We start from the raw sequence: 24,118 nt of genomic DNA, 5'->3' as shown, positions 1-24,118 counted from the left end.
GTTTAATGAACTAAATATGAAATTTCTCAAAGATTTCTTGTGGGTATTGGTTGTTTTAATCGTGGGCTATTTCTCGATTGAAATAAGGCCTTTGAACGAGCTAAAAAATGAAGTAGAAACTTTTGACCACGTTACTTATGCCCAGAATTATGTGAACGAGGAATTACCGACCGTTTATACCGATGCGATTCCATTACCAGAATTAGTCCAGCGGTTACAGTCCGATAAACAAGGGGCTTTTGAGGAATGGTCGAATGCGATAGCGGTAGGCAATATTGGCTATTTTTTGATTCAGTTTACGGCCTCGGTAGAAGATAAGAGTGATGATGAATACCTTTTGGCCATTTCAGATGAATTGATTGTTCGATTACAGACCGAGTTTATATACGGAAATGCCATTCGTGATGCCTCGGGATTGATTGATAACAAAGAATTTCAAAACACTTCTGATTTGAATGCTATCGCTGCTGAGGTCAATAAGATGATAAGAAACACCGTGATTCCTCCTTTTAAAGAGAAAGCTAAGGTAGGTGACACGCTACAGGTTATAGGGGCGATGGAGGTAAATAAAAAATTTCCGCCTACCAACCAGTTTAAGGTACTTCCTGTTCAAATCAAATTTCAGTAATGCTCATTGCCAAAAACATAACCAAGCGATTTTCAGGGGTCACCGCTTTACAAGAGGTGCGTCTTGAACTGAATGCCGGGCACGTGACGAGTATAATTGGCGAAAATGGGGCGGGTAAATCTACTCTGATGAAGATTCTAAGTGGGGTCTATACTGATTATGAGGGGGAATTGTTGATGAACGGTGAGGCTGTTTCGTTCAAAAACACAAGGGAAGCTCAAAATGCCGGTATCGCCATTATTCATCAAGAGCTCAATTTACTACCCTATTTAAGCGTGGCTGAAAATATCTTTTTGGGAAGGGAATTAAAAAACGAGTTTGGCATTTTGGATAAAAAAGAAATGTACATCAGATCGGCCCTTCTACTTGATAAAGTAAAATTGAAGATAGACCCAAACACCAGGGTGGAGAAATTAAAGGTGGGCGAGCGACAGTTATTGGAGATAGCCAAGGCCTTAATGCTCGATACAAAGGTTTTGATTATGGATGAACCTACTTCGGCCATTACCGATAGTGAAGCCAAAATTTTGTTCGATATAATTTCTGAGCTAAAAAAAGAGGGTAAGGCCATCGCCTATATTTCACATAAAATGAAAGAGATATTTTCTATATGCGACGATTATGTGGTTTTACGTGATGGTAAATTTATCGGTTCTGGTGCTATATCCGAAGTCGATGAAAATCAGCTTATTAAAATGATGGCCGGTAGAGAAGTAGAATTACACCGTCACAATATTCATGTCAAAAAGAACGATGACCCTAAAATATTAGAAATATACGATTTAAAGCTGCCGACTTTCAATGTTGAAAAGGGAATAACATTTGATCTCAGAAGAGGAGAGGTATTGGGTGTTTTTGGGCTCATGGGTGCTGGCAGAACAGAGTTGTTGGAGACTATTTTTGGAGTTCATACCGGTATTTCTCAAGGGGAAATCAAAATTGATTCCATCTCAAAAAAAATTAATTCCCCCATCACCGCCATCAAAGAAGGGTTGGCACTTGTTACCGAAGACCGAAAAAGAGATGGCATCGTACCGGACCTTTCGGTAAGAAAAAACATGGGTTTAACGGTCTTGAGGCAACTATGTAACGTGGGTGTATTGCAAATTGATAGAGAAAGGGCTTTGGCAGAAATGTACATCGATGAACTTAAAATAAAAACAGACTCTGACCAACAGCTGATTAAAAACCTTAGTGGGGGTAACCAGCAGAAGGTGGTATTGGCCAAATGGTTGGCAACCCATCCAAAGGTATTGATGCTTGATGAACCTACAAGAGGAATCGATGTGCACGCGAAAAGTGAAATACACAAACTCATTGACCAACTGGCTTCCGAGGGAATGGGTATAATCATCGTGTCTTCTGAGATTCCTGAAATACTGGCAGTAAGTCATCGGGTTTTGGTGCTTAGTGAAGGACGGATAACCGGCAATTTTGATATAGATGAAGCGAATGAGCAAAATATTCTAAAAGCAGCAATAGCATAATGATAGCAACTGCCACTAAAGACAGACTGATTAAGCTACAGCCACTGATTGCACTTTTCGTAATGTGCTTGGCTATCAGTATTTTATCGGACAAATTTCTGACCGTAAATAACGGATGGAATATTCTAAGACAGATATCGGTTAATATTTGTATTTCGGTGGGTATGACCTTGGTTATTTTAACCCGGGGCATTGATCTTTCCGTTGGTTCCATATTAGCTTTTGCCGGTGCCGTAGGGGCAGGACTCCTCAAGTTCGGAATAGACGTACCATCGGAAAATGTGAATATCGGTTTTACCTTGTTGGGTGCTATTATTGCCGCTATAGTGGTTGGGGGAGCTTTGGGCTGGTTCAATGGTTTCGCCATCACCCGTTTTAAGGCTCCTGCCTTCGTAGTCACTTTGGCGATGTTGACAATGGCTCGAGGCTTCACTATGCTCTATACCGAAGGTTTCCCCATAAATGGATTGGGTGATCATTTTGGTTTTATCGGTACAGGGTGGTTTTTAGGAGTTCCTTTTCCGGTTTGGATAACCGCGGTAGTAGTTTTGTTGGCCGTATTTCTTACCAATAAAACTCCTTTAGGTAGATACATTTACGCTATCGGTGGTAATGAGAATGCCGCACTTCTTTCGGGAATCAATACCAAAAGGGTTAAGATGATTGTTTACACCCTTTCAGGTATAACCGCTGCCATTGGGGGGCTCATGGTAACCTCTCGCTTAGATAGCGCACAACCCAACGCAGGTCTCAGTTATGAGTTAGACGCCATTGCCGCTGTGGTAATTGGCGGTACATCGCTTAGTGGTGGTAAAGGCAGCATTTGGGGCACTGTTTTAGGTGCGGTAATTATTGGAGTTTTGAATAACGGACTGGTCTTATTGAATGTGAGTCCGTTTTGGCAGCAGGTGGTCAAAGGTGCTGTTATATTATTGGCCGTAATAATGGATAAAACCAATAAAGAGTAGTCATGTACATTTTAGCCATTGATCAAGGAACCAGTAGTACCAAGGCCATTTTGTTTGATGGAGAAGGAAAGGTGGCGAAAAAAGCCGTGGCCGATTTACCCACCGATTATTTTTCTGATGGTCGCGTTGAACAAGACCCATACCAGATTCTTTCGAGCGTAGAAGAGGCGTGTCGCGAAGTTCTAAAAGAGATTGACGGTGAACATATCGAATCGATTGGTATTAGCAATCAACGCGAAACATTTATTTTATGGAATTCGGAAGGAGTCCCCGTTTATCCTGCTGTGGTTTGGGCTTGTAAGCGATCAACTGCATTGTGCGAAGCAATGAAGCACCAAGAAGAATGGGTGAAGAAAAAGACAGGCCTGATTATTGACCCCTATTTCTCAGGAAGTAAACTTCTATGGATTTTGGAGAATGAACCTGATGTGGCCAAGCAAATCGCTACTGGTGAGATACATTTCGGAACCATAGATACTTGGCTTTTGTACAACCTAACCAATGGCGAAGAGTTTTTGACCGATCATACCAATGCCTCAAGAACTTTGTTCTTCAATATTCATGATTTGGTTTGGGATGCAGAGCTATTAGAAAAATGGCACTTACAAACTTTGAAGTTCCCAAAGGTAAAGCCTTCTTCCGCTTTTTATGCGACTACCAATATTTTTGACCTTCTGCCAAATCCAATACCAATTAGGGCTATAATCGGTGATTCTCATGCTGCTATGTTCGGCGAAGCTTGTATGAATCAGGGCGATACTAAAATGACATTAGGTACGGGCTGTTCTATGCTTATGCATATTGGTGATAGGCCCCAACCTTCAAAAGAAGGGTTGTTGAATACCATTGGTTGGAGTACCGAAAATCAGGTGGCGTATGCATGGGAGGGCGCAATTGTAGCCTGTGGTTCTATGATGGAATGGTTGAGGTCTTTAAAACTGTTAGATGATGTGACAGAATCGGAAGAAATGGCCTTGAAAGCAACCGACACTTCAGAGGTTCTTCTGGTTCCCGCTTTTAGCGGCTTAGGAGCCCCTTTTTGGCAAATGGATAGAAAGGCGAGTTTTCACGGAATCACTTTTGGCACTACAGATTACGATATGGTGGCCGCAACCTTAGAAACTATATGTTTTCAGATAAAGGCTGTTGTGGAGGCTATGGAATCCGATCTGGGCCAACCAATAAGTCAGATAGCCATGCATGGTGGCTTGTCAAAAAATAAATTTATTCAGCAAACACTAGAAAGGTTGCTGAAGACGAATATTACGATGCAAGAGAACAGTGATATATCTGCCCAGGGTGCCGCCTTTTTGGCCGGATTATCTTCAGGTTTTTTCTCTGACCTTCAGCATATAGCCAGTTTAAAATCCGTTCAAAAATTAGATTGTTCCCAAGAAAGTGTGAAACTCGACCGAAAATATAGCAATTGGCTGAACTTGATAAAAACTACTCAACCTAAATAGAACTACTATGAAAGAAAATAATCTATTAATCAAAATCAAGTTTCTCGGCCCCTCATTGTTCTTTCTCATCGCCTGTAATCTGTTAGAGGCACAACGCACCGAACCGGATTATAAGGCTTTAGAGATACTTGAAGACAATTCGGTGCAATTTCGAATCAAAGCGCCCTTGGCCAAAAGCGTGGTTGTTTGGGGATCATGGGATCCTTCTCAACGTATTGATATGATTAAGAAAGATTCAATTTTTGAAGCAAAGGTAGGTCCACTTCCTTCGAACGTCTATGAATATGAATATGTAATCGATGGGGTATCGGCATTGGACCCTAATAATAAAATGGTTACTCGTGACGGCGCATGGATCATGAATATGCTACAGATACCCGGAGAAGGTGCTTCGGTATATTTGGCCAATAACGTTCCGCATGGCGAAATTCGTTCTGTATGGTACGATTCGCCTACTTTGAATAGTACTAGGCGTATGCACGTTTATTTGCCACCAAATTATAAGTATGGCGATAAAAAATATCCAGTCCTCTACCTATTACATGGGGGCGGAGGTGACGAAGAATGTTGGTTAAGTCGTGGAAGAACCAATTTTATTTTAGATAATTTAATAGCATCCGGTAAGGCAGAACCAATGATAGTGGTGATGCCAAATGGCAACCCTGATACTTCCGCCGCGCCCTTAAGTCGAAATCCGGAAGTTAAGGTCGAAGCAGGCATCGGCTCAATGGCATCACAACGCTTTGAAAAAAGTCTGGTGAACGATATCATTCCGTTTGTAGAGAGTGAATTTCGAATAGATCCATCCCCGGAAAAAAGGGCAGTTGCCGGTTTCTCAATGGGAGGATATCAGACTCAGAACATAACCAATAGTCACCCAGAGATGTTCAAATATATTGGGGTGATGAGTATGGGCTTGTTTTCGTCCTTCAATGCCAGTACTGACGCTGATTATGATAAAGAGGCTCATATTTCGCAGCTCGAAGCTTTGAAAAAGGCTAACCCTAAAATGTATTGGATAGGTATGGGCACCGATGATTTTTTGTACGAAACAGGGGTGAAATTACGTCAGCTTTACGACTCTATTGATTTTGAATATACCTATCGCGAAAACAAGGGTACGCACGATTGGCAATCATGGCGTATGTATTTGGCCGAAATCACACCACAATTGTTTAAGTAAGTCTACAAAAATGAAAAATTACCTTTTAATAGTACTTATTGCATTTGCATTTCTACCGGTAAAGGCACAAGAGCTGCCCAAAAGAACCATTGTAACAACTGATGGTGAAATTGATGATGTAGACACCTTTATTCGTTACCTAATGTACACCAACGAGTTTGATACCGAAGGTTTGGTGTATTCAAGTTCAATGTGGCATTGGAAAGGCGACGGTAAAGGAACCAAGTTTACTTCTGAAATGGAGATGACCCGAAACATTTATGGGAAAGATTTGACCGATTTACGCTGGCCCGGTACAACGTGGATGCAAGAATTATTGACCGAATATGGTAAGGTGCATTCAAATTTGTTGTTACATGATGAAAGTTATCCTTCCGCGGAAGCGCTATTGGATTTGGTGAAAGTAGGAAACATTGATTTTGAAGGTGAAATGGGCCAACGTACTGAAGGTTCAAAATGGATTGCTGAAAAGTTATTGGATGATGACCCTCGGGAAATCTTCTTACAAGCTTGGGGAGGGACTAACACGATAGCTCGCGCCCTAAAATCAATAGAAGAAGATTATTCCAAAAAACGAAATTGGAAGGAAATCAAGGCTAAGGTATCAAAAAAGGCCATTATTTATACCATTATGGACCAAGATGCCACCTATAAAAAATACATTGGCCCAAACTGGCCAGAGATACGTGTATTCTACAATGCCAATCAATTTTGGTGTTTTGCCTACCCTTGGAAAATGGTAGTGCCCAAAAGTCAACAACCTTATTTAGAAGGTAGTTTTATGGGGCCTAACATTATTAACGGTCATGGCTCGTTGTTCGAAAAATACTATTCGTATGGTGACGGACAAAAACAAGCAGGAGACCCCAACCATTTTGAAGGAGATATTTCAAAAATCACCAAGACCGAACGCGGTAGTTTTTCAAAATATGACTTTATTTCGGAAGGAGATTCGCCTGCCTTTTTACATTTGGTAGACGTGGGTTTGGCCAATTATGAGGACCCATCGCGAGGCGGATGGAGTGGTCGTTTTGAGCAATCTGCCGAAAATCAGTATCGCTATGAAGATGGCGAAACAGCTTCTGATTTGAATCCTGAAACTGGGGAAATGGACACCAGTTACCCACAAACTCGTTGGATTAAAGCCATGCAGTTAGATTTTGCCGCCAGAGCCGATTGGGCGTTGCAGTCTTTTGAAGAGGCCAATCATGCCCCCGAAATTAAAGTGGAAGAGGGCACCAATTTAACAGCCACGGCAGGTGAAAAGTTGACTTTGACCCCAGGCTACACCGACCCAGATGGTCATGGGGTTTCGTTCAAGGTTTGGAATTATGCCGAAGCGGGAGACGGAGCAGCGGAAGTAACTTATGATATTGAAAAGGAACAGGCAACGGTGCAACTGCCCGAAACCGCCAAATCAGGTGAAGAATATCATGTGATTGTTGAGGGTAGTGATGCGGGTTTCCCATCTTTGACCAGATATCAGCGAGTAATCATTACTATTAAATAAAGACTAGTGTAAAGCTCCTTCCCCTGGTTAGGGGAAGGTGTTCTGCTTCGTAGGACGGAAGGGGTGAGTTTTGTTATTCATTCATTTTGTCTTGATACAGGACCGTACCGAAAATGCAAAGATTTGCATTTGAGATATGGTGCCAGTTGAAGCGGTGGCCAACAAAATCAAGAAGATTTCAAGGAAATTTTATCCTACGGATAAAACATTCCCGTCTTGCGCTTCATGCTCTTTCCGCCTCTGGCGGACGCACTTCCGCTTGACAGTCATTATTTCTGGGAAATCTTCGCCTTAGCTTAACTAAATCACAGCTAGATGGCCGAGTTTCGAAATAGGTTGTAGGCAGTAAAAATTTCTGTGGTGAACTGTCCTTTTCTTTGGTTCGTTTCTTTTGGACAAGCAAAAGAAATGAATGGAAATAGAGAAGTGTAGAAAGGTTTCGATAGCAAGAATGTAGTTGCAATTTCCTTTCAAACTCATTTATCCCAAATTTTCAAAAAAAGTTGGACTATTGATATTAAGTACCCTCACAGACCCGTTTGGTCCCATTCAAAAGAAGGTGATGGTACTGCAGTTATTGAATACTAACAAGAAGAGGATGTGGCCATGGTAACTTTGCCGAAAGAAGCAAGGAAAGGGGGAGAATATCACGTTATTGTGGGGCGCACCGATGCGGGTTTTCCCGCTTTTACCTGTTACCAAAGAGTAATTGTTACCGTGAAGTAGAATTAAATAAGAGGCTCAAAAAGTCAAAAGGTCGTCAATTCTTACTTGGGATATCCTAAGTATATGCTTCAGCTCATATCTATGTGATAAAACCATTATAAATTTATTGTTTTTCAATAAATAATTATTACTTTACGGTAATTAAATCAAATGATATGGTACTTCAGAATAGATTACATAAGGGTTTGTTGATTAATTTTCTATTAATCATTTTTCAAATAGGCTTTCTTACGATGATACTGGGCCTTGCATTGTATATACTCTTCACCGTCATTTCGATTTTTACTGATTCTCCTTCTTTTCCGACGGGCTTTACCGTAATGTTCTCTCTTGACCAAAACGGACTCTATAATATGTCAGAGCAGATTACAGGTACAACCTTCAATTTAAATCATGCTATGGGAGTGATTGGCCTAGATCAGGTGCCTCTGGGTTTTTTGATTGGCTACAGCAGTATTTCATTGCTTGCTTACTTCTGTGTGCTCTTTGGTTTGAGGTTGACGATTAGAATTTTAGAATCGGCAAAATTGGGCGACTTTTTAATTACGGAAAACGCCATACGCTTGCGGTCAATCGCCTTTTTGGGAATAGGGTGTATTTTCTTCGATAGACTGTCCACTATTATTGCTTCATCATATCTTTATGATAAATTGGAATACCCTGGTCTTAAGTTTGCAAGTACCAACCTTTTTACATTTACCTCCTTTCAGTCGGTATTCTTTTTTCTTTTTCTGTGGCTGATTGCCGAAGCTTTTCGAATTGGCTCTCAATTAAAACTGGAAAATGATTTGACTATTTAACTCCGCTAAAAAGGGTTTTAGGGGGCTTAGAAGCACGGTTGCCTGCGGTGAAATCCAAAACTGACGTTAGGGCATCAAAGTCATGTAATCTTCATTTTCAATATTTAAAGAAAAGGTCAATTAAAGTATTACCAAAAGCACCCACTTGGCACAGCCAATTTATTTTATCTTAGGCATACACATAAAACAAGTATAAATCATATGATTTATACTACTACGTTGTGGTGTATTTAGAAGCAACCCTTTAATCACAATAACATCTTCGAAGAAAACCAATTTCTGTATGAAAAGGATATTGTTTCTAACATTAGTTGTACTGATGTACACGAATTGCTCTAATGATGATAGCAGAGAAATAAGAACGACTATAATCGGAGAATGGAGGTGGGTAAAATCAACAGGAGGATTAGCACAAATTACTTATACTCCTGAATCCACAGGAGAGATTCAAAAACTTATAGTATCATCTGATTCCATAAAATATTTTACGAATGGTAATTTAATTTCCAAAGTTAAATATACCATTGAGTTAATAGATACTAATGGCGAATCTCGTGAACTGATAGTACCAGACCCCTTAGGAATTACACAATTCTATGAATTGGAGGAAAACAGGTTAACTTTAATTGATTATTGTAATGATTGCTTCATTAACGAATATGTAAGTGATTGAATACGAAATAGGAACATGAAGCATGATTAATTGCAGCTAGATTTCTTAAACGGAATTCGTTGTAGTCAATTATCTATAGTCTCAGGTAAACATTTTCCGTTTTGGCGGAGTGCCAACTTACACACAACAAACACAAATGTAATGCAATTACTCATACTCTAACCTTAGTCGCAATCAAATTTGTAGCCCTCCCCTTTTTACATCTGACAATTCATAGCATTATAAAGGAAAGTACAAATAAAGGATTACCAAGAGTGCCCACCAACCGAGTCAGATTTATTTTATCTTAGTTCCTCACATAAAATAAGTATAGATAATATGATCTATACTACTACGTTAGCTGTAATTTCCAAAAACAGAATGATTGAAAAAGCGGACATTGAAGAATTAGTACTTGACCCAAAAAAGAGCAATCTAAAGACTCACTTCAATGATATGTTTTTTATAAAAAATCATAGATATAGTGGAGAAATTAGGGAAAAAGAAATTTTATTATGGTATTCTTCACATTGGTTAAGAGGTGGTTATCCTATATTTCATCTTCAATTTGACTCTGAAAACAAACTTGTTGGAATTAAATCTGAATTAAATCCGTTTGGTAAGCTATTTGACAAAATAGCAATGGTTATGATTGGAATTTTTTCCTTATTACCAATTTTGGGAAATGGATTCATGAAGGGTTGGCTCGGGTCTGTTTTTATCCTATTTGTTGCTTTAGTGCTATTCCTAATCATGAGAAAAGCATCTAAATCGGAGAAAAAAATAATGGTAGAGGAACTGAAAGAGACCATCGAAAATATTGAGAAAGAAAAATTTCCAGAAAAGTTTGTTGGAAAGCCCCAAAAAGAAATTGCAAAAGAAAATGAATGGACCTTTAAAAAAATTTTGACAAGGATTTTTTTCTATCCCATAAGCGTTTTAGTAATCTATTTCTGTATCACCGAAATACTTCCAAATGGAAAAGTTACACATGCATTTTTTGGAATCTCAGTGTGCGGATTATATTTAGTAGCGGACATTCTAAATATTCTTAAAAAATAAAAACTACAGCTAACACGGGCTATAATTCATTGTGGCAGGATTTCCTGAACGGAATCCTTTGCAACCTATCTTTAAAGTCAGCGGACATTTTATTGGAAAAGTCCGCAACTTCTGGTAAACAAACCGTTAAAAACAATTTGATGATTAAAGATGATTAATCGAATTATGTACCTATCTCTTTCATTTCTAACTTTTGTAATTGTTATTGCAGGATTACTTTTTTATCTATTGAATTCTGAAAAGGAAATCAAAAAGGTTACGGTTGTTGATATTGTAGATGACCCATTGGCCGATTATTCAGAAGGGCGTAGATTATTTAATATAAATTGTGCAGCATGTCATAGATCCGGAGGAATTAGCGACCCTGATTTACTGGTAAGATTAGACTCTAAAATGGAAAGAACTTATTTTCATCTTTTTATTACCAAACAAGATTCATTAATTAAGAACGGAGATAAATATCAAACTGAAATTGGTTCTTATGCTGATTTCTCACATTTGGCCATCGCCCATACCTTTAAGAATCTAGATAGTGTAGACACTAGAAATATTTACAATTACATAATTGCAGCAAAAAGTAGGTAGTGACGGCTCATTGGTCATAGATGCTCATTCAACTAGAGTGATATTGAAACCTATTTTAAACCTGAACCATATACAACCATAACCAAATTCGTTGATACTGTTAGTTCCGTACCACTTGTGGACAAGTAAAAAAGCCAAAAAACGGCATAACTAAAACTGTTGAATTAAGAAATAAACCTGAATCAAAGTATATTCTGAATACCAGCAAAGACAAACCCTGTTTAAAGCCTTCCCTTTTTTACCGAAAATGATTAATGAAATGGAAGCTTCCGATAAAGTTCAATAAATGATGGCAATTAACCTACTAGATTACCCCTTTTTAGCCATCTAATCCATCCTAAATAACAAAGAAGAGCAAGTCTATTTGCCGATGCAAAAATTGGCGAAAATATTGCCTAAGAGCTCGTCGTTCGTCACTTGCCCAGTTATTTCGCCCAAGTGGTACAATGCCTCTCGTACATCAATTGCTAGAAGGTCGCTAGAGAGACCTTGGTCCATACCGAGTTGTATCTTTTCGATTTCTTCCAAGGCTTTAATAAGGGAATCGTAATGACGGGAGTTGGTAACAATAGTTTCATTATTTCTCAGGGCACCCGTATTCACAAAGCTCAAAAGAGTGTCTTTCAGTTCTTCAACACCCACTTTGGTCTTGGCCGATAGTATTTGAAAAGTAATTCCATCAATTTGATCTAACATTTGAGTGATGGCATCGTTTTGTTCTTCACTCAACTGATCTTTTTTATTGGCCACCACCACAATAGGTTTTTGCGGGTGGTCCATCTTGATTTTCTTCAAAGAACCGATAAGACTTTCTTGACGTTCAGATGAGGTGAGAATCTGTAGGGAGTCGATTAAAAATAAGGTAACCTGCGATTTTTCGATTTTTTCAAAAGTCCGTTGAATGCCCATACCTTCCACAACGTCTTCAGTCTCACGTATACCTGCCGTATCGATAAAACGAAAACCGATGCCCCCAATGGCTATCTCGTCTTCCACGGTATCTCTGGTAGTTCCTGCAATGTCGGAAACGAGCGCACGCTCTTCATTCAGAAGGGCATTCAACAAAGTTGATTTACCTACATTAGGTTCTCCCACAATGGCAATGGGGATACCATTTTTGATAACATTGCCCATAGCAAAAGACGCTATCAATCTTTTCAAAACTTCCCTTATTCGCGCCAATAGGTTTTTAAATTGCGTTCTATCGGCAAATTCAACATCTTCTTCAGAGAAATCAAGCTCAAGTTCGATGAGCGAAGCAAAATTGAGTAGTTCGGTACGCAGTTCGGCTATTTCATTGCTGAACCCCCCACGCATCTGTTGTATGGCAATTTCGTGTGATGCGGCATTGTCACTGGCTATCAGATCGGCAACGGCCTCGGCCTGGCTTAAATCCATTTTACCGTTTAAAAAGGCCCTAAGTGTAAACTCTCCGGGTTGCGCGGTGCGGCATCCATTACGTAGAAATAATTGTATGATCTGCTGTTGAATGTAATTAGAGCCATGACATGAAATTTCCACTACGTTTTCGCCGGTATAGGAGTGTGGGGCTTTAAAAACGGATACCAAGACTTCGTCCAAGATTTTGCCGTCTTCTACAATATGCCCCAATCGTATGGTATGGCTTGGCTGCTCCATTAAATTTTTGCCGAACGAAGATTGAAAAAGAGGAGCTGTAATTTTTACGGCGTTTTTTCCCGAAACTCTTATAACTGCAATGGCACCGGCACCTGAAGGTGTGGCAAGGGCTATAATCGTATCATCTGTGACCATGTGCTTCTTTTGGGCAAAATTAGCTAAAATAGAATTGATGCGCAGCCCTCGTTTTTGCGTTAAAAAAAGAGTTAAAACCCATCGTCGGCAACTTAGAAAATATATACCTTCGAATCACGAATAACAATAAATATACAATTAAATGAACTTACGTTTATATACTGCTTGCGCCTTTTTTACCCTTTGCATATCGTTCTCATATGCCCAAGAAGAGGTCAAAAACGATTCTTTGTTAAGAATCGAGCAGGCCGAACAGGCAAAGATGCTTCAGGCAGAGATTGAAAAAGCAGAGAAGGAGGCCAAAAAGGCGGAAAAGGAAGCCAAGAAAGCCGAAAAAGCCTTGAAAAAGAAGGAAAAAGCTGCCAAAAAAAGGGAAGACCTGAAGGATAAAATTGTTGACAAGAAGAAAGACATTGCCAAAAGAGAGCGTAAAATCAATGATTTACAGGAAGATATGGAGCTTGATAAAATCAAAGGGAAGCTTTCGCCCAACGATATTGACAAAATCGACCGAAAAATCGAGAAGGAAAGGCTGCGTACCATTAAGGATAAAGAAAAGCTTAGAAAATTGGAACTTCAATTAAAGAGAAGCTAACGGGCTGTTTGTAACATTTTGATTCTTAGAGCGTCTTATAGGTATAACCCTAAAATCAAAAGGATAATGGAAATCATCAATCAAAACAGGGCCCTTGAAAACAACAATCAGTTGTTGGTCTTGACTCATCTATCACAATTATTGACATACGTAACAGGTTTTGGCGGTCTTGTCGTACCCTTGATCATTTGGTTGGTCACGAAAGACTCGGTACACGGTATGGATGAACATGGTAAGTCCATCATCAATTTTCAGTTAAGTATGCTGTTGTTTACATTCTTGAGTATTCCGGCAATTCTACTTTTCGGCTTGGGAATTTTAAGTCTTATCTTTATTGCCATAGTTGCCTTTGTTATACCCATAGTCAACGCCGTAAAAGCTAGTAATGACGAATCACCCATTAATTTTATGACCATTAGATTTATCCCTTAAAAGATTGATTTAATCATCAGATACAAAAAAGCCTTGGTTTGACCAAGGCTTTTTTATTTATCAAGATTTGTATATATCTAGCTGTTGAGCATTACGGGCATTACCAACATAGTCACGCTCTCACCTTCATCCAATCCATCAATTGGGGTCAAGATACCTGCTCTGTTAGGTAAACTCATTTCTAGGGAAACATCATCGGAACCCAAATTGTTCAGCATTTCGGTCAGAAAACGGCTGTTGAAACCTATTTGCATATCATCACCTTGATACGAACAGGTCAAGCGCTCTTCGGCCTTATTGCTGTAATCGATGTCTTCGGCAGAAATATTAAGTTCGGCACCCGCAATCTTTAATCTGATTTGGTGAGTGGTCTTGTTACTGAAGATAGCCACACGCTTTACAGAACTCAAGAACTGCGTTCTCGAAATAGATAGTTGGTTCGGATTCTCTTTAGGAATTACCGCTTCATAATTCGGATACTTACCATCGATAAGACGACAGATCAACTCGGTATTCTCGAAGCTGAATTTGGCATTGCTGTCATTGTATTCAATTACCACATCAGATTCACTGCCTCCCAATATTCCCTTTAAAAGGTTCAAAGGCTTTTTGGGCATAATGAACTCGGCAACCTGCGATGCAGTTACGTCGGTACGCTGATACTTGACCAATTTATGTGCATCGGTAGCAACAAAAGTCAAACTCTCGGTCGAAAACTGAAAGAAAACACCGCTCATCACCGGTCTCAAATCATCGTTGCCGGCAGCGAAAATGGTCTTGTCTATAGCGGTAGCCAAAATATCGCCCATTATTGTTGTAGAACTAGGGTTGGCCAATTCTACCGCTTTTGGAAACTCGGCCCCATCGGCATACGCCAAGGCATATTTACCGTGGTTCGAGCTTATTTCGACCGTATGGTTATCCTCAACAACAAAAGTCAATGGTTGCTCAGGAAAGGTCTTTAGGGTCTCCAAAAGAAGCTTGGCTGGTACGGCAATCGTACCCTCGTTATCAGAATCTACATTAAGTACAGAACTCATCGTAGTTTCAAGATCTGATGCAGATACGGTTAGTTCATTCTGTTTTAGGTCAAAAAGAAAATTGTCCAATATCGGCAAGGTGTTACTATTGTTGATGACACCCCCCAAGACTTGCAACTGTTTTAAGAGATAAGTACTGGATACTATGAACTTCATTGGAAGATTATTATTTCAATTTTGTGGTATATAATGCTCTAAATTGTCTATTTAAGAATAAGAAACACCTTAAAATACAAGACAAACAAAGATATTTGAATTGTGCTTTTTATCGAAACAAACTTATTAACATCTAACTAGCGTATTTACGCTTTCGAAGGTAGTTGAACAAGAGGCCGAACAAAACGATTAAAACCACTGGAAGCCCTATATTCAATACTTGCCACATGGTCTTTTGGTCGGCGACTTTCTTTTGGTCTAAAAATGGAATGGTCACTTTTTTACTTCGAATGTTTATAAGTCCTTTATCGTCTAGCATATAATTGATACTATTCAATAAAAATTCTTTGTTTCCGAAGTAATTATTCGTCCATTTATCATAGCCCAACTCCAAGGGGCGACCGTTGCGCAATTGATTTTTGATAAGGTCTCCGTCTGATATCAACAAGAGTTCACTTTCCTTACCCTCATCTAAAGCCCCTTTTAATTGCAGTGGCTTTATCCTGTTTTTATAAGCTGAATTGAATTTGCCGGAAACCAAAACGGCCATGGGTTTATTGCCATTGTTGTAGTCGTCTTTTTTTGGCGGACGGTTGATGATATCTAAATCGATTTCCTTGGGGGTTCCTTCCAATTTTGATAATGGGGAACTGGAGAGCAGCACCTCTTTTTGGTATTCATTGGCGAGGGTGTCTATCGATCCCGCAAATTGAAACCTCATGGCCTCTAGATTATTGACTATAGGATGGTCCGTTTTAGGAAAGACCATAGGGTTGTAATACCATGGCACAGGGTTGTACTGCGAATTATTACCGTCACCGGTGGCCAGCACTATCTGCGTAAAATAGAGATCGTTTACCAAGTCAGGGTTCAGGCGCACCCCATAACGAAAAAATAAATCGGTCAAATTAAGATTACGTGGCAAAGCGATGGCCTTGCCCTGCTCATTTAAAAGACTATCAAGTTCCATCGTTACTTGATCGATAAGCCAAACCGATTTACCACCGTTGACCATAAATTGATCCATGACATATTTCTCCTTATCGGAAAAGGCTTGGGTGGGTTTGGCTATGAGTGCCAGGTCATAATTTTTCAATTGGTCAAAAGTACCCTGGGGGTTCGTTTCGACCGAATCTAAGGTAATGGCCCCAATATTGTAATATTCACGTAGCGTAGTCAAAAAATCGGCAAGGTAAATATCATCGAGCTCGCCATTGCCCTTGATAACCGCTATTTGCTTTTTCTCTTTAATGGTGATTTTAGAAAAGGCATCGGTAAAGGCATATTCTAATTGTTGTACCGAATTATTGACACGCTCTTCGCTGCTCGAACCGAGTTTGTTTTTTAAAAGGGGTACTTTGACCGTTTTGTTTTCGTAGTTGACCAGCGCCCACGGGAATAGAATTTCTTGTGATACTTTTCCGTTATCTTCAACAGTAATCTGGGCGGGAGTTAGGCCTAACGATTGAAGTTCGGCCATCACATTTTCCGACTGGGAAGCATCCTCAATAGGATTGACAAAATTGAATTTTACATTGCTGTTTTCCGAAGCAAATTCTTCTAAAATCTGTCGGGTCTCGGTTCGAAGTTTTGCAAATTCAGGAGGTAGCTTTCCATCCAATAAAACATCTACGATAACAGGTTTTTCAAAAATGTTGGCCACATTGAGAGAGGCGTCCGATAAGGTGAAACGCCTATCTTCGGTCAAATCAAAACGGGTGTATACATAATTGCCCAACAAATTGATTACAACCAAGGCAAGAATAGCAATAGCGGTATGGATGAATATTTTTTTCATTACCTGCTCATGTTTTTAAGTTGCTGTAGGGTCATGAACAGGAAAAACGCAGCCACCGATATGAAATACAATAAATCCCGCGTATCTAAAACACCTAATGAAATACTATCAAAATGAAATTTCATTCCTAGACTTTGGGTAAGAAGGGCGCTTTGGCCATCTTCCATCATTGTCGAAAGACCTTCGAAGCCGTAGAACATTAAAAAACAGAGCACTACTCCAATAATAAAGGCAACTATTTGATTTTCGGTAAGGGTCGATGCAAATAGGCCGATAGTGGTGTAACATGACATTAGAAATAGAGTGCCAAAATAAGAACCAATAACGGGGCCCATATCTACGTTGCCCTCGGTCATTCCCATTTGTCCAATAGCAAAAATGTGTATGAAGGTGGGAATCAAGGCCATGATACCCAATACCAACGTGCCAAAAAATTTACCAAGAATAGTGCTGGATATGGTTAGGGGTTTGATAAACAGCAATTCTAGAGTGCCTAATTTCCTTTCTTCGGAAAAGCTCTTCATGGTAATGGCCGGAATTAGAAAGAGAAACACCCATGGCACCAAAAGAAAGAACTTGCTCAAATCGGCTACGCCATAATCAAAAATGTTATAATCTCCTTTAAAAACCCAAAGAAAGAGACCGTTCAAAACCAGAAAGAGGCCAATGACCAAATAGGCGATAGGCGAAGTAAAAAATGATTGTATCTCGCGTTTAAATATGGCGAACATTAATTGTGTCTGTTAGGTGGTTTTTTGGGGCAGAGGCATTCGAAAATAACATGCCAACATCCTAAACCTTCAAATTTAAAAACATTTTAGAACCTGAAAACCTCTAAGTTGCATTTAATCAAAACTTATCGTTACCGTATCGCGATAATCGAGGCCCAATAGGGTAGAGGCTCCACCTACCGTGTTCAAGTCACTTTTATAAATAGCCAGTTCAATATAGCTGGCCGAATTAAAAAGGGCCAACAGGTCACCGGCACCCTTGCGTTGACTTTTGTCCAGTTCAAAGTTGATAATGTCGCTGTACTTGTTATGAATGCGGCTTACCTTGGTACTTCGTGCCTGAATTTCAAAACTTCGCCCTTTGCGGTAGGCTTCAAAGAAATTTTTGTGAATATTGGTCACTACGTTGCCATAATTATCAATGTAAATGACACTGCCGATAATTTTGTTTCCGTTATCGGTAACCGTAGGGGTAAACTCTCGAAGTTCGCGTAATTGGTTAAAAGGTCTACCTACCACCTCTAAAGTGCCGCCACGGGCAATATGGCAGGCGACCTGCACGAACACGTCCATTACTGGAAAAGATCCGTGAATCGGGTTGGGTATATTGACCTGCACCACCTTTTCCGGTTGTTTTTCAGAAGTAATCAGGCTTATGACCCCGTTGTTAGCGCTAATAAAATAATGCCCATCGACCAAAACGGCGATATGCTGATTTTCAGGGGTAGGTTCAGAGTCGACACCAACAATGTGAATGGTTCCGTCAGGAAAGCTTTTGTACGAGTTTTCAAGAATATAGGCGCACTCTTGAATATTAAACGGACTTACCTGATGTGAAATATCAACAATAGTAGCATCGGCCAACTCTCTATAAATAGTACCCTTCAATGCACCAACGAAATGGTCTTTAAGTCCAAAATCTGTAGTAAGCGTAATTATTGCCATGCAGCAATGTTGATATGTTTTTAGTTAGGAAAACTGAATTTTCGTTAAGTTTGTTAAACAAAATTAGGACAAAAAAACAGCCAAGCGAAATAATTATAGCAGGGCTTTAATTTTAACACTTTTCTTTTTGAACGAACTCATATTAGAACTCACCGAAATCAGCCCTAGGGAGTTTTTTGGACAAAGAAACCAAAACATCGACCTTTTAAAAAAGTACTTTCCCAAGCTGAAAATTGTGGCACGTGGCAACAAAATTAAAGTGTACGGTGACGAAGAACTTTTAGAGGAATTCGATAGCCGTTTTGATATGCTTACCGCCCATTTTGCCAAGTACAACAAAATTGACGAGAATATTATCGAAAGGGTACTGACCAGCGAGACATCGTCAGATTACGAATCACCTGAGGGTAGCGGTGAAATACTGGTGCACGGGGTGAGCGGGCGTATTATCAAGCCGCAAACGGTCAACCAACGAAAGTTGGTCGATACCGCCAAAAAGAACGATATGGTCTTTGCCATCGGTCCGGCAGGTACGGGTAAAACCTACACAGGCGTAGCACTTGCGGTAAAGGCCCTAAAGGAAAAACAGGTCAAACGAATTATTTTGACACGACCTGCGGTGGAAGCAGGGGAGAACCTTGGTTTCTTACCTGGAGATCTTAAAGAAAAGCTGGATCCCTACATGCAGCCATTGTATGATGGTTTGAGGGATATGATTCCGGCAGAGAAATTGACCCACCTGATTGAAAACGGCACCATTCAGATCGCTCCCTTGGCTTTTATGCGCGGGCGTACATTGGATAATGCCTTTGTTATTCTAGACGAGGCCCAAAATACCACGCATGCACAAATGAAGATGTTCTTGACGCGTATGGGCAAGAATGCCAAATTCTTGATAACAGGCGACCCAGGGCAAATCGACCTTCCACGGCGTGTAATTTCTGGCTTAAAAGAAGCATTGCTTATTCTCAAGAATACCGAGGGCATAGGCATTGTTTATTTAGATGACAAAGATGTGATTCGCCATAAGCTGGTCAAAAAGGTAATCGATGCCTATAAGACCATTGAACACCAAAATTAATTTTAACTATCTCAAATTCTGTAGTTGTTACAGGCGCAAGCAATGAGCAATACTATCACAGATACCAATTATAATTTTCCAGGTCAAAAGAAGGTGTACAAAGGCAAAGTACGCGAAGTGTACACGCTTGAAGACGATACCTTGTTGATGGTGGCTACCGACCGATTATCTGCATTCGATGTGGTTATGCCCAAAGGTATTCCTTACAAAGGGCAAATACTCAATCAGATAGCTACGCAGATGATGAAGGCTACCGAAGACATCGTGCCCAACTGGCTAGTGGCAACCCCCGACCCCAATGTGGCCGTAGGCCACGCATGTGAACCGTTTAAAGTCGAAATGGTTATAAGAGGCTATATGTCTGGCCATGCAGCAAGGGAGTATAAGGCTGGTAAGCGATTACTATGCGGAGTTCCGATGCCCGAGGGAATGAAAGAGAACGACAAGTTTCCCCAACCAATTATTACTCCAGCTACCAAGGCGGAAAAAGGAGACCATGACGAGGATATTTCAAGGGAAGATATCTTGAAACGTGGTATTGTTTCCGAAGAAGATTATGAAATTCTGGAAAAGTATACCCACGCTCTTTTTCAAAGGGGAACGGAGATTGCCGCCGAACGAGGACTAATTTTAGTCGATACCAAATACGAATTTGGGAAAACCAAAAATGGCGAAATCGTTCTTATCGATGAAATACATACTCCTGATTCTTCTAGGTATTTTTATGAGGAAGGGTATGAAGAGAGGCAAGCCAAAGGTGAGCCTCAAAAACAGTTGTCGAAAGAGTTTGTGCGCCAATGGCTTATTCAAAATGGCTTTCAAGGCCTAGAGGGGCAAAAAGTACCGGAAATGACCGATGAGTATATTGAATCGGTATCTGAGAGGTATATTGAACTTTATGAGAATATCACCGGAACCACTTTTATAAAGGCCGATATTTCAAACATACAAGAACGTATTAAAACGAATGTTCTTTCGTATTTAGATTAATAGGGAAGGGTCTGCTACTTCAGGAAACGTTTCGCTGAAAAATTCTTTTGTGACTTTAGCTTTTGAATAATCTTTAAAAAAGCTATGGCCGTAATGTAGGCGTCACCCAATGCGGTATGGCGGTCGCGCGTGGAGATATCGAATTTTTCCGCAAGATGGTCTAACGTGTATTGTTCTTGAGGAATTAATAAGGGTGATTTGATCAGCGTCTTTTTGTAAAGAACCGAGGTGTCTAAAGTTTTATTTTTCAGACCGGGCATTCCGTGACGTTTTAGGGCCTCATTGATCATTTTTACGTCAAAAGCGGCATGATGGGCCACTAAAACCGAGTTACTGATAAATTCCAAAAAAAGCATCAGCGCTTCCAGTTCGGTAATTCTTTCTTGTCTTTCATCCTTAAGTATGCCATGTATCTCTACATTTTTGGCATGGTAAAAATGCTGGTATAAAAAGACTTCAAAACTCTGTTTTACCTCAATCGTACCATTCTGAAGACTAAGGGCGCCAATCGATAGAATGCGGTCATTATCATAATCAAAACCCGTGGTTTCTGTATCCAGCACCACAAACCGAACTTCGTTCAATTCAGAAGGTAATCCTTTTTGGAACTGCTCTACATAGTGCACCCAAAAATCAGGATAGTTGGTTTTCTTTTTTTTGAAAAAGCTGATCATCCTACTAAATTGGCGACTTTAAATCTGATTTTAATAAGCTCCTGAAGTTCTTTAATGGTTTTAAATGTTCGCTTCAGCTTGATTTTTTCTTCCTTACTGAGAGTGTCCAAAGCGATGAACCGACCCGAATCATTATGCAAAAGACCTTGCCTTGTTCTGAATTTCAAGAGCGCCTTTGTGGCGTAGGAACATGCCAAGAACAATTCTTGATTATTGGGTTCGAGTTCGGCCAATTTTTCAAAGCGTTCTGCCGTATTGTTGATCGATTTGATTTGGCTCGATAGTACTAAGACCCTGGCACCATCTACCAATGGCATCAATGCCCTTCTCTTTAAATCGAAAAAGTCTTTGTGAGCACCATCTTCCTCTACCAGAAAGGACCTAAAAAAGCCGCTAGGGGAAGGGTTTTGTAATGCTCCGCTGGCTAGGTGGACAAAGAAAATAGGGTATTTCTGTGTAGTCTCGAAAATATGTTCGGTCAGTTCGTCAACCAAAAAAGATTCTCCATAGGATCGGTTAAAATCAAAAAAGATGGAAGACAATAAGACCTCGTCGCGCCCAGGATTGGTGATCCAGTGGAATGTTCTCTCTTTCCATTCTGAAATGCTCAAGCACCATTCGGGGTTAGAGGCCATCATGTCAGCAGGGCAATATTCATAACCAATGGCGTTGAGACCTTGGGTGACCTGTTTAGAAAGAAGTAGAAAATATTCTTTGGTGACCTGCAAATCTTCAGAAGCAACATCCTCAAAAATCAAAGCATTGTCTTGATCGGTGTGCAAGAGTTGTTCACTTCTACCTTGACTGCCCAAAGCCAGCCACGCAAATTTTACGGGAGGCTGCTCTTCCATCTTTTCAAGAGCTATGGAAATGACTTGTTTGATACAGGCATCATTGAGCTCGGTTATGATTTTAGAAATTAAGGTCAACGGAATGTTCTGCCTAAGATAGCCCTGCAAGAGACTCATAATGCCCCTGCGAACCGTTTTTATCTTTTTGTATTTGCCCGCTCGTTTAATGGCTTTCATAAGAACGGCCGGGTTATTGCCCAATTCTAGCATGATATCATGCTTTGAAATGATTCCGATAGCTTCAGAATTGGGCGTTCCGTCGGTCGTTATACACAAATGACTGATTCCACTTTTCATCATGGCCATTTGAGCCTGGGCCAAGGTCATTTTTTTTGGGTAGGTAATGACTGGCGAACTCATGATATCCTTCGCCTTTGCCGTAATCGGAAACTCTCCTGTGGCAATCTTATTTCGAATGTCTTTGTCGGTAATTATTCCAATTGGCAATTTGTTATTTAAGATGAGCATGGCGCCTACCTTTTTTTTGGTCATTGATAGGGCAACGGTTTTTAATGTGGTGTTGGGGGTGCACGTGACCAATTTTTTAGAGTAATTGACCGACTGTAAGTCAAGAAAGTCACTGCCCTCTTTAGGGGCGTCATTCGCTTCTGGGCCGTCTTGAAAAAGCTTCCCTTTTCGGCCAATCGAATAAGGGTTTCTTGTGTTAGAGGCAAAACTCTCCATCAAAAAATTGGCAACGCCATCATGACTTTTCGTAAAAGGCCTAAAATTGGCAATGGGTATGGCATACAGAATACTCTCTTCATATGCCTTAGCTTCCATTTTATAGTCTTCATTGGCCATAAGAGGTCGAAGGCCAAAGATATCACCCTCATCACAGAGGTCGACCATGCTTTCGTTCGGCTTTTTTAGAAGGGCAACAGCACCCTTGTGTACTACATAAAAATGCTCATGTGCCTTTTCATCCTCAGAGAAAATAATGGCATCTTTAACTTTATAAATGATCTTTATTTCTTGGGAGAGTACCTCCAGGTCTTTCGACCTAAGTTCATTGAAGGGAGGGTAGTTTTTTAGAAAGTCGGCCACCCTGACCGAGATGGTGTTCTTCATGCCCAACGTTTCCTATCAAAAGTAAGATATGAATGGTAAGTGTAAAAGAAAATGGCCACCAAAAAAGGGGAACATTTTTTTTCCGAATAGATTAATTAGCTAATATACCGACGCCTCTATTCTTGAGGGGCAGCACTTTGGGTTAGTTCATTCAAAACATTCTTGAATACGTCGACTGGTTGTGCACCTCGAACTGCACTCTTTTGGTCAAAAATGATAGTTGGTACTGAATTAACCCCTAAATTCTGCCAATAGGCTTCTTCGCTTTTAATTTGATACCGTTTCTCGTCATCATCAAGGGTTTTTAGTGCTTCTTCAGCATCGAGGCCCACATCATTTAATGCTTTGGCCAGTACTTGCCTATTGGACACGTCTTGCCTTTCGCCAAAAAAAGCTGCCGTCAATCTCATTTTTAAATCGGTCTGCTTTCCAAATCTCTTGGCATAATCCAATAGTATGTGGGCATCACGGGTATTCACGATCTTCATTTCATCAAAATAGTCGAATTTAAACCCTAATTCGGCTCCCGCTTCGGTCATAACACGTTGCGACTCTTTTTGCTGCTCCATGGAAGCGCCATACTTTTCAGTAATATGCTCGTGAATATTTTGTCCTTCTTTGGGCATATACGGGTTCAACTCAAAAGGATGCCACTCCAACTCAACCGAGTTCTGAAGGTTGAGGTCGTTAATGGCCTTTTCTAAACGTTTATAGCCAATGGTACACCATGGGCATACCACATCTGAAACAATATCGATTTTTAATTTATTCATTTTTGACTGTGCTAAAATAGTTCTGGGTAGGTTAGTCGAGATATTTGATTGAACATACAAAAACATATTTTTTGTGAAGAGATTCAGCCATCAATCGAGCACATTTTAGCTTTTTTGAGCAATTTTTTTGCGCATAGGGTCAAT

23 protein-coding genes are annotated in these 24,118 nt (G+C 40.2%); 15 read left to right on the top strand and 8 right to left on the bottom strand.

Translation table 11 applies throughout. The annotated features are described in order from the left end of the window. Positions 1 to 16: 16 nt before the first annotated feature. The 11 genes from IL356_RS17605 to IL356_RS17560 all read left to right on the top strand — a co-directional run bounded on the left by IL356_RS17605 (position 17) and on the right by IL356_RS17560 (position 11,064). Positions 17 to 628, top strand: coding sequence for a DUF2291 family protein (locus IL356_RS17605; protein ID WP_121849414.1), 612 nt, complete (start codon positions 17 to 19; stop codon positions 626 to 628). Then, positions 628 to 2,115: a sugar ABC transporter ATP-binding protein gene (locus tag IL356_RS17600; protein WP_121849413.1), complete on the top strand. Its 1,488-nt coding sequence runs from the start codon at positions 628 to 630 to the stop codon at positions 2,113 to 2,115. Before IL356_RS17605 ends, IL356_RS17600 begins: the two co-directional genes overlap by 1 nt. Then, entirely contained in the window at positions 2,115 to 3,083 is a 969-nt protein-coding gene (locus IL356_RS17595) for an ABC transporter permease (protein WP_121849412.1), read from the top strand. The genes IL356_RS17600 and IL356_RS17595 overlap by 1 nt, the downstream gene beginning before the upstream one ends. Before the next feature lie 2 nt (positions 3,084 to 3,085). Continuing rightward, positions 3,086 to 4,546, top strand: a complete 1,461-nt coding sequence (locus IL356_RS17590; protein ID WP_121849411.1) for an FGGY family carbohydrate kinase — start codon at positions 3,086 to 3,088, stop codon at positions 4,544 to 4,546. Positions 4,547 to 4,553: 7 nt separating this feature from the next. Continuing rightward, entirely contained in the window at positions 4,554 to 5,729 is a 1,176-nt protein-coding gene (locus tag IL356_RS17585; RefSeq protein ID WP_121849410.1) for an alpha/beta hydrolase-fold protein, read from the top strand. 10 nt (positions 5,730 to 5,739) lie between these two features. After that, entirely contained in the window at positions 5,740 to 7,239 is a 1,500-nt protein-coding gene (locus tag IL356_RS17580) for a DUF1593 domain-containing protein (RefSeq protein ID WP_121849409.1), read from the top strand. Between the two features lie 606 nt (positions 7,240 to 7,845). Next, positions 7,846 to 7,965: a hypothetical protein gene (locus IL356_RS20330; RefSeq protein WP_380085216.1), complete on the top strand. Its 120-nt coding sequence runs from the start codon at positions 7,846 to 7,848 to the stop codon at positions 7,963 to 7,965. A 155-nt stretch (positions 7,966 to 8,120) separates the two neighbouring features. After that, positions 8,121 to 8,765 carry a DUF2975 domain-containing protein gene (locus tag IL356_RS17575; protein ID WP_121849408.1) on the top strand — a complete coding sequence of 215 codons (645 nt, stop codon included), beginning with the start codon at positions 8,121 to 8,123 and terminating at the stop codon, positions 8,763 to 8,765. A 283-nt stretch (positions 8,766 to 9,048) separates the two neighbouring features. After that, positions 9,049 to 9,438: a hypothetical protein gene (locus IL356_RS17570; protein WP_121849407.1), complete on the top strand. Its 390-nt coding sequence runs from the start codon at positions 9,049 to 9,051 to the stop codon at positions 9,436 to 9,438. Positions 9,439 to 9,798: 360 nt separating this feature from the next. Further along, positions 9,799 to 10,479 carry a hypothetical protein gene (locus IL356_RS17565; RefSeq protein ID WP_192466573.1) on the top strand — a complete coding sequence of 227 codons (681 nt, stop codon included), beginning with the start codon at positions 9,799 to 9,801 and terminating at the stop codon, positions 10,477 to 10,479. Positions 10,480 to 10,629: 150 nt separating this feature from the next. After that, a complete protein-coding gene (locus IL356_RS17560; protein WP_121849405.1) occupies positions 10,630 to 11,064 on the top strand; it encodes a c-type cytochrome in 435 nt (144 codons plus the stop codon). 360 nt (positions 11,065 to 11,424) lie between these two features. Here IL356_RS17560 and mnmE read toward each other — a convergent pair whose 3' ends face one another. Beyond that, on the bottom strand, positions 11,425 to 12,837 hold the full coding sequence (gene mnmE / locus IL356_RS17555; RefSeq protein ID WP_121849404.1) for a tRNA uridine-5-carboxymethylaminomethyl(34) synthesis GTPase MnmE: 1,413 nt from the start codon (positions 12,835 to 12,837) through the stop codon (positions 11,425 to 11,427). A 142-nt stretch (positions 12,838 to 12,979) separates the two neighbouring features. Here mnmE and IL356_RS17550 point away from each other — a divergent pair, with 142 nt between their 5' ends. Next, positions 12,980 to 13,432, top strand: coding sequence for a hypothetical protein (locus tag IL356_RS17550; RefSeq protein WP_121849403.1), 453 nt, complete (start codon positions 12,980 to 12,982; stop codon positions 13,430 to 13,432). A 66-nt stretch (positions 13,433 to 13,498) separates the two neighbouring features. Further along, positions 13,499 to 13,864, top strand: coding sequence for a DUF4870 domain-containing protein (locus IL356_RS17545; protein WP_121849402.1), 366 nt, complete (start codon positions 13,499 to 13,501; stop codon positions 13,862 to 13,864). Between the two features lie 77 nt (positions 13,865 to 13,941). Here IL356_RS17545 and dnaN read toward each other — a convergent pair whose 3' ends face one another. The 4 genes from dnaN to IL356_RS17525 form a co-directional block, all read right to left on the bottom strand. Further along, a complete protein-coding gene (gene dnaN, locus IL356_RS17540) occupies positions 13,942 to 15,060 on the bottom strand; it encodes a DNA polymerase III subunit beta (RefSeq protein WP_121849401.1) in 1,119 nt (372 codons plus the stop codon). 133 nt (positions 15,061 to 15,193) lie between these two features. Then, positions 15,194 to 16,858, bottom strand: coding sequence for a gliding motility-associated ABC transporter substrate-binding protein GldG (gene gldG, locus IL356_RS17535; RefSeq protein WP_121849400.1), 1,665 nt, complete (start codon positions 16,856 to 16,858; stop codon positions 15,194 to 15,196). Continuing rightward, a complete protein-coding gene (gene gldF / locus IL356_RS17530) occupies positions 16,858 to 17,589 on the bottom strand; it encodes a gliding motility-associated ABC transporter permease subunit GldF (protein ID WP_121849399.1) in 732 nt (243 codons plus the stop codon). Before gldF ends, gldG begins: the two co-directional genes overlap by 1 nt. 114 nt (positions 17,590 to 17,703) lie before the next feature. Then, positions 17,704 to 18,534 carry an SAM hydrolase/SAM-dependent halogenase family protein gene (locus tag IL356_RS17525; RefSeq protein ID WP_121849398.1) on the bottom strand — a complete coding sequence of 277 codons (831 nt, stop codon included), beginning with the start codon at positions 18,532 to 18,534 and terminating at the stop codon, positions 17,704 to 17,706. A gap of 127 nt (positions 18,535 to 18,661) precedes the next feature. Here IL356_RS17525 and IL356_RS17520 point away from each other — a divergent pair, with 127 nt between their 5' ends. Further along, entirely contained in the window at positions 18,662 to 19,615 is a 954-nt protein-coding gene (locus tag IL356_RS17520) for a PhoH family protein (RefSeq protein WP_121849397.1), read from the top strand. A gap of 42 nt (positions 19,616 to 19,657) precedes the next feature. Next, a complete protein-coding gene (locus tag IL356_RS17515; protein WP_121850735.1) occupies positions 19,658 to 20,605 on the top strand; it encodes a phosphoribosylaminoimidazolesuccinocarboxamide synthase in 948 nt (315 codons plus the stop codon). A 14-nt stretch (positions 20,606 to 20,619) separates the two neighbouring features. Here IL356_RS17515 and IL356_RS17510 read toward each other — a convergent pair whose 3' ends face one another. From IL356_RS17510 to IL356_RS17500, 3 genes are all read right to left on the bottom strand, one after another. Continuing rightward, a complete protein-coding gene (locus IL356_RS17510) occupies positions 20,620 to 21,279 on the bottom strand; it encodes a 3'-5' exonuclease (protein ID WP_121849396.1) in 660 nt (219 codons plus the stop codon). Continuing rightward, positions 21,276 to 23,201 (bottom strand): DUF294 nucleotidyltransferase-like domain-containing protein, encoded by a 1,926-nt coding sequence (locus IL356_RS17505; protein WP_121849395.1) that lies wholly within the window; start codon positions 23,199 to 23,201, stop codon positions 21,276 to 21,278. The genes IL356_RS17510 and IL356_RS17505 overlap by 4 nt, the downstream gene beginning before the upstream one ends. Before the next feature lie 116 nt (positions 23,202 to 23,317). Then, entirely contained in the window at positions 23,318 to 23,974 is a 657-nt protein-coding gene (locus IL356_RS17500; protein ID WP_121849394.1) for a DsbA family oxidoreductase, read from the bottom strand. Positions 23,975 to 24,118: the final 144 nt, after the last annotated feature.

The sequence above is a fragment of the Euzebyella marina genome, assembly GCF_014855515.1.
Classification (GTDB): Bacteria; Bacteroidota; Bacteroidia; order Flavobacteriales; family Flavobacteriaceae; genus Euzebyella; species Euzebyella marina.
Note: the sequence above shows the minus strand (reverse complement) of the source record. Positions and strands in the feature narration are given on the sequence as shown.

Coding starts and splice junctions, on each gene's coding strand:
- IL356_RS17605 (WP_121849414.1), top strand. CDS start 17: ATGAAATTTCTCAAAGATTTCTTGTGGGTATTGGTTGTTTTAATCGTG.
- IL356_RS17600 (WP_121849413.1), top strand. CDS start 628: ATGCTCATTGCCAAAAACATAACCAAGCGATTTTCAGGGGTCACCGCT.
- IL356_RS17595 (WP_121849412.1), top strand. CDS start 2,115: ATGATAGCAACTGCCACTAAAGACAGACTGATTAAGCTACAGCCACTG.
- IL356_RS17590 (WP_121849411.1), top strand. CDS start 3,086: ATGTACATTTTAGCCATTGATCAAGGAACCAGTAGTACCAAGGCCATT.
- IL356_RS17585 (WP_121849410.1), top strand. CDS start 4,554: ATGAAAGAAAATAATCTATTAATCAAAATCAAGTTTCTCGGCCCCTCA.
- IL356_RS17580 (WP_121849409.1), top strand. CDS start 5,740: ATGAAAAATTACCTTTTAATAGTACTTATTGCATTTGCATTTCTACCG.
- IL356_RS20330 (WP_380085216.1), top strand. CDS start 7,846: ATGGTAACTTTGCCGAAAGAAGCAAGGAAAGGGGGAGAATATCACGTT.
- IL356_RS17575 (WP_121849408.1), top strand. CDS start 8,121: ATGGTACTTCAGAATAGATTACATAAGGGTTTGTTGATTAATTTTCTA.
- IL356_RS17570 (WP_121849407.1), top strand. CDS start 9,049: ATGAAAAGGATATTGTTTCTAACATTAGTTGTACTGATGTACACGAAT.
- IL356_RS17565 (WP_192466573.1), top strand. CDS start 9,799: ATGATTGAAAAAGCGGACATTGAAGAATTAGTACTTGACCCAAAAAAG.
- IL356_RS17560 (WP_121849405.1), top strand. CDS start 10,630: ATGATTAATCGAATTATGTACCTATCTCTTTCATTTCTAACTTTTGTA.
- mnmE (WP_121849404.1), bottom strand. CDS start 12,837: ATGGTCACAGATGATACGATTATAGCCCTTGCCACACCTTCAGGTGCC.
- IL356_RS17550 (WP_121849403.1), top strand. CDS start 12,980: ATGAACTTACGTTTATATACTGCTTGCGCCTTTTTTACCCTTTGCATA.
- IL356_RS17545 (WP_121849402.1), top strand. CDS start 13,499: ATGGAAATCATCAATCAAAACAGGGCCCTTGAAAACAACAATCAGTTG.
- dnaN (WP_121849401.1), bottom strand. CDS start 15,060: ATGAAGTTCATAGTATCCAGTACTTATCTCTTAAAACAGTTGCAAGTC.
- gldG (WP_121849400.1), bottom strand. CDS start 16,858: ATGAAAAAAATATTCATCCATACCGCTATTGCTATTCTTGCCTTGGTT.
- gldF (WP_121849399.1), bottom strand. CDS start 17,589: ATGTTCGCCATATTTAAACGCGAGATACAATCATTTTTTACTTCGCCT.
- IL356_RS17525 (WP_121849398.1), bottom strand. CDS start 18,534: ATGGCAATAATTACGCTTACTACAGATTTTGGACTTAAAGACCATTTC.
- IL356_RS17515 (WP_121850735.1), top strand. CDS start 19,658: ATGAGCAATACTATCACAGATACCAATTATAATTTTCCAGGTCAAAAG.
- IL356_RS17510 (WP_121849396.1), bottom strand. CDS start 21,279: ATGATCAGCTTTTTCAAAAAAAAGAAAACCAACTATCCTGATTTTTGG.
- IL356_RS17505 (WP_121849395.1), bottom strand. CDS start 23,201: ATGAAGAACACCATCTCGGTCAGGGTGGCCGACTTTCTAAAAAACTAC.
- IL356_RS17500 (WP_121849394.1), bottom strand. CDS start 23,974: ATGAATAAATTAAAAATCGATATTGTTTCAGATGTGGTATGCCCATGG.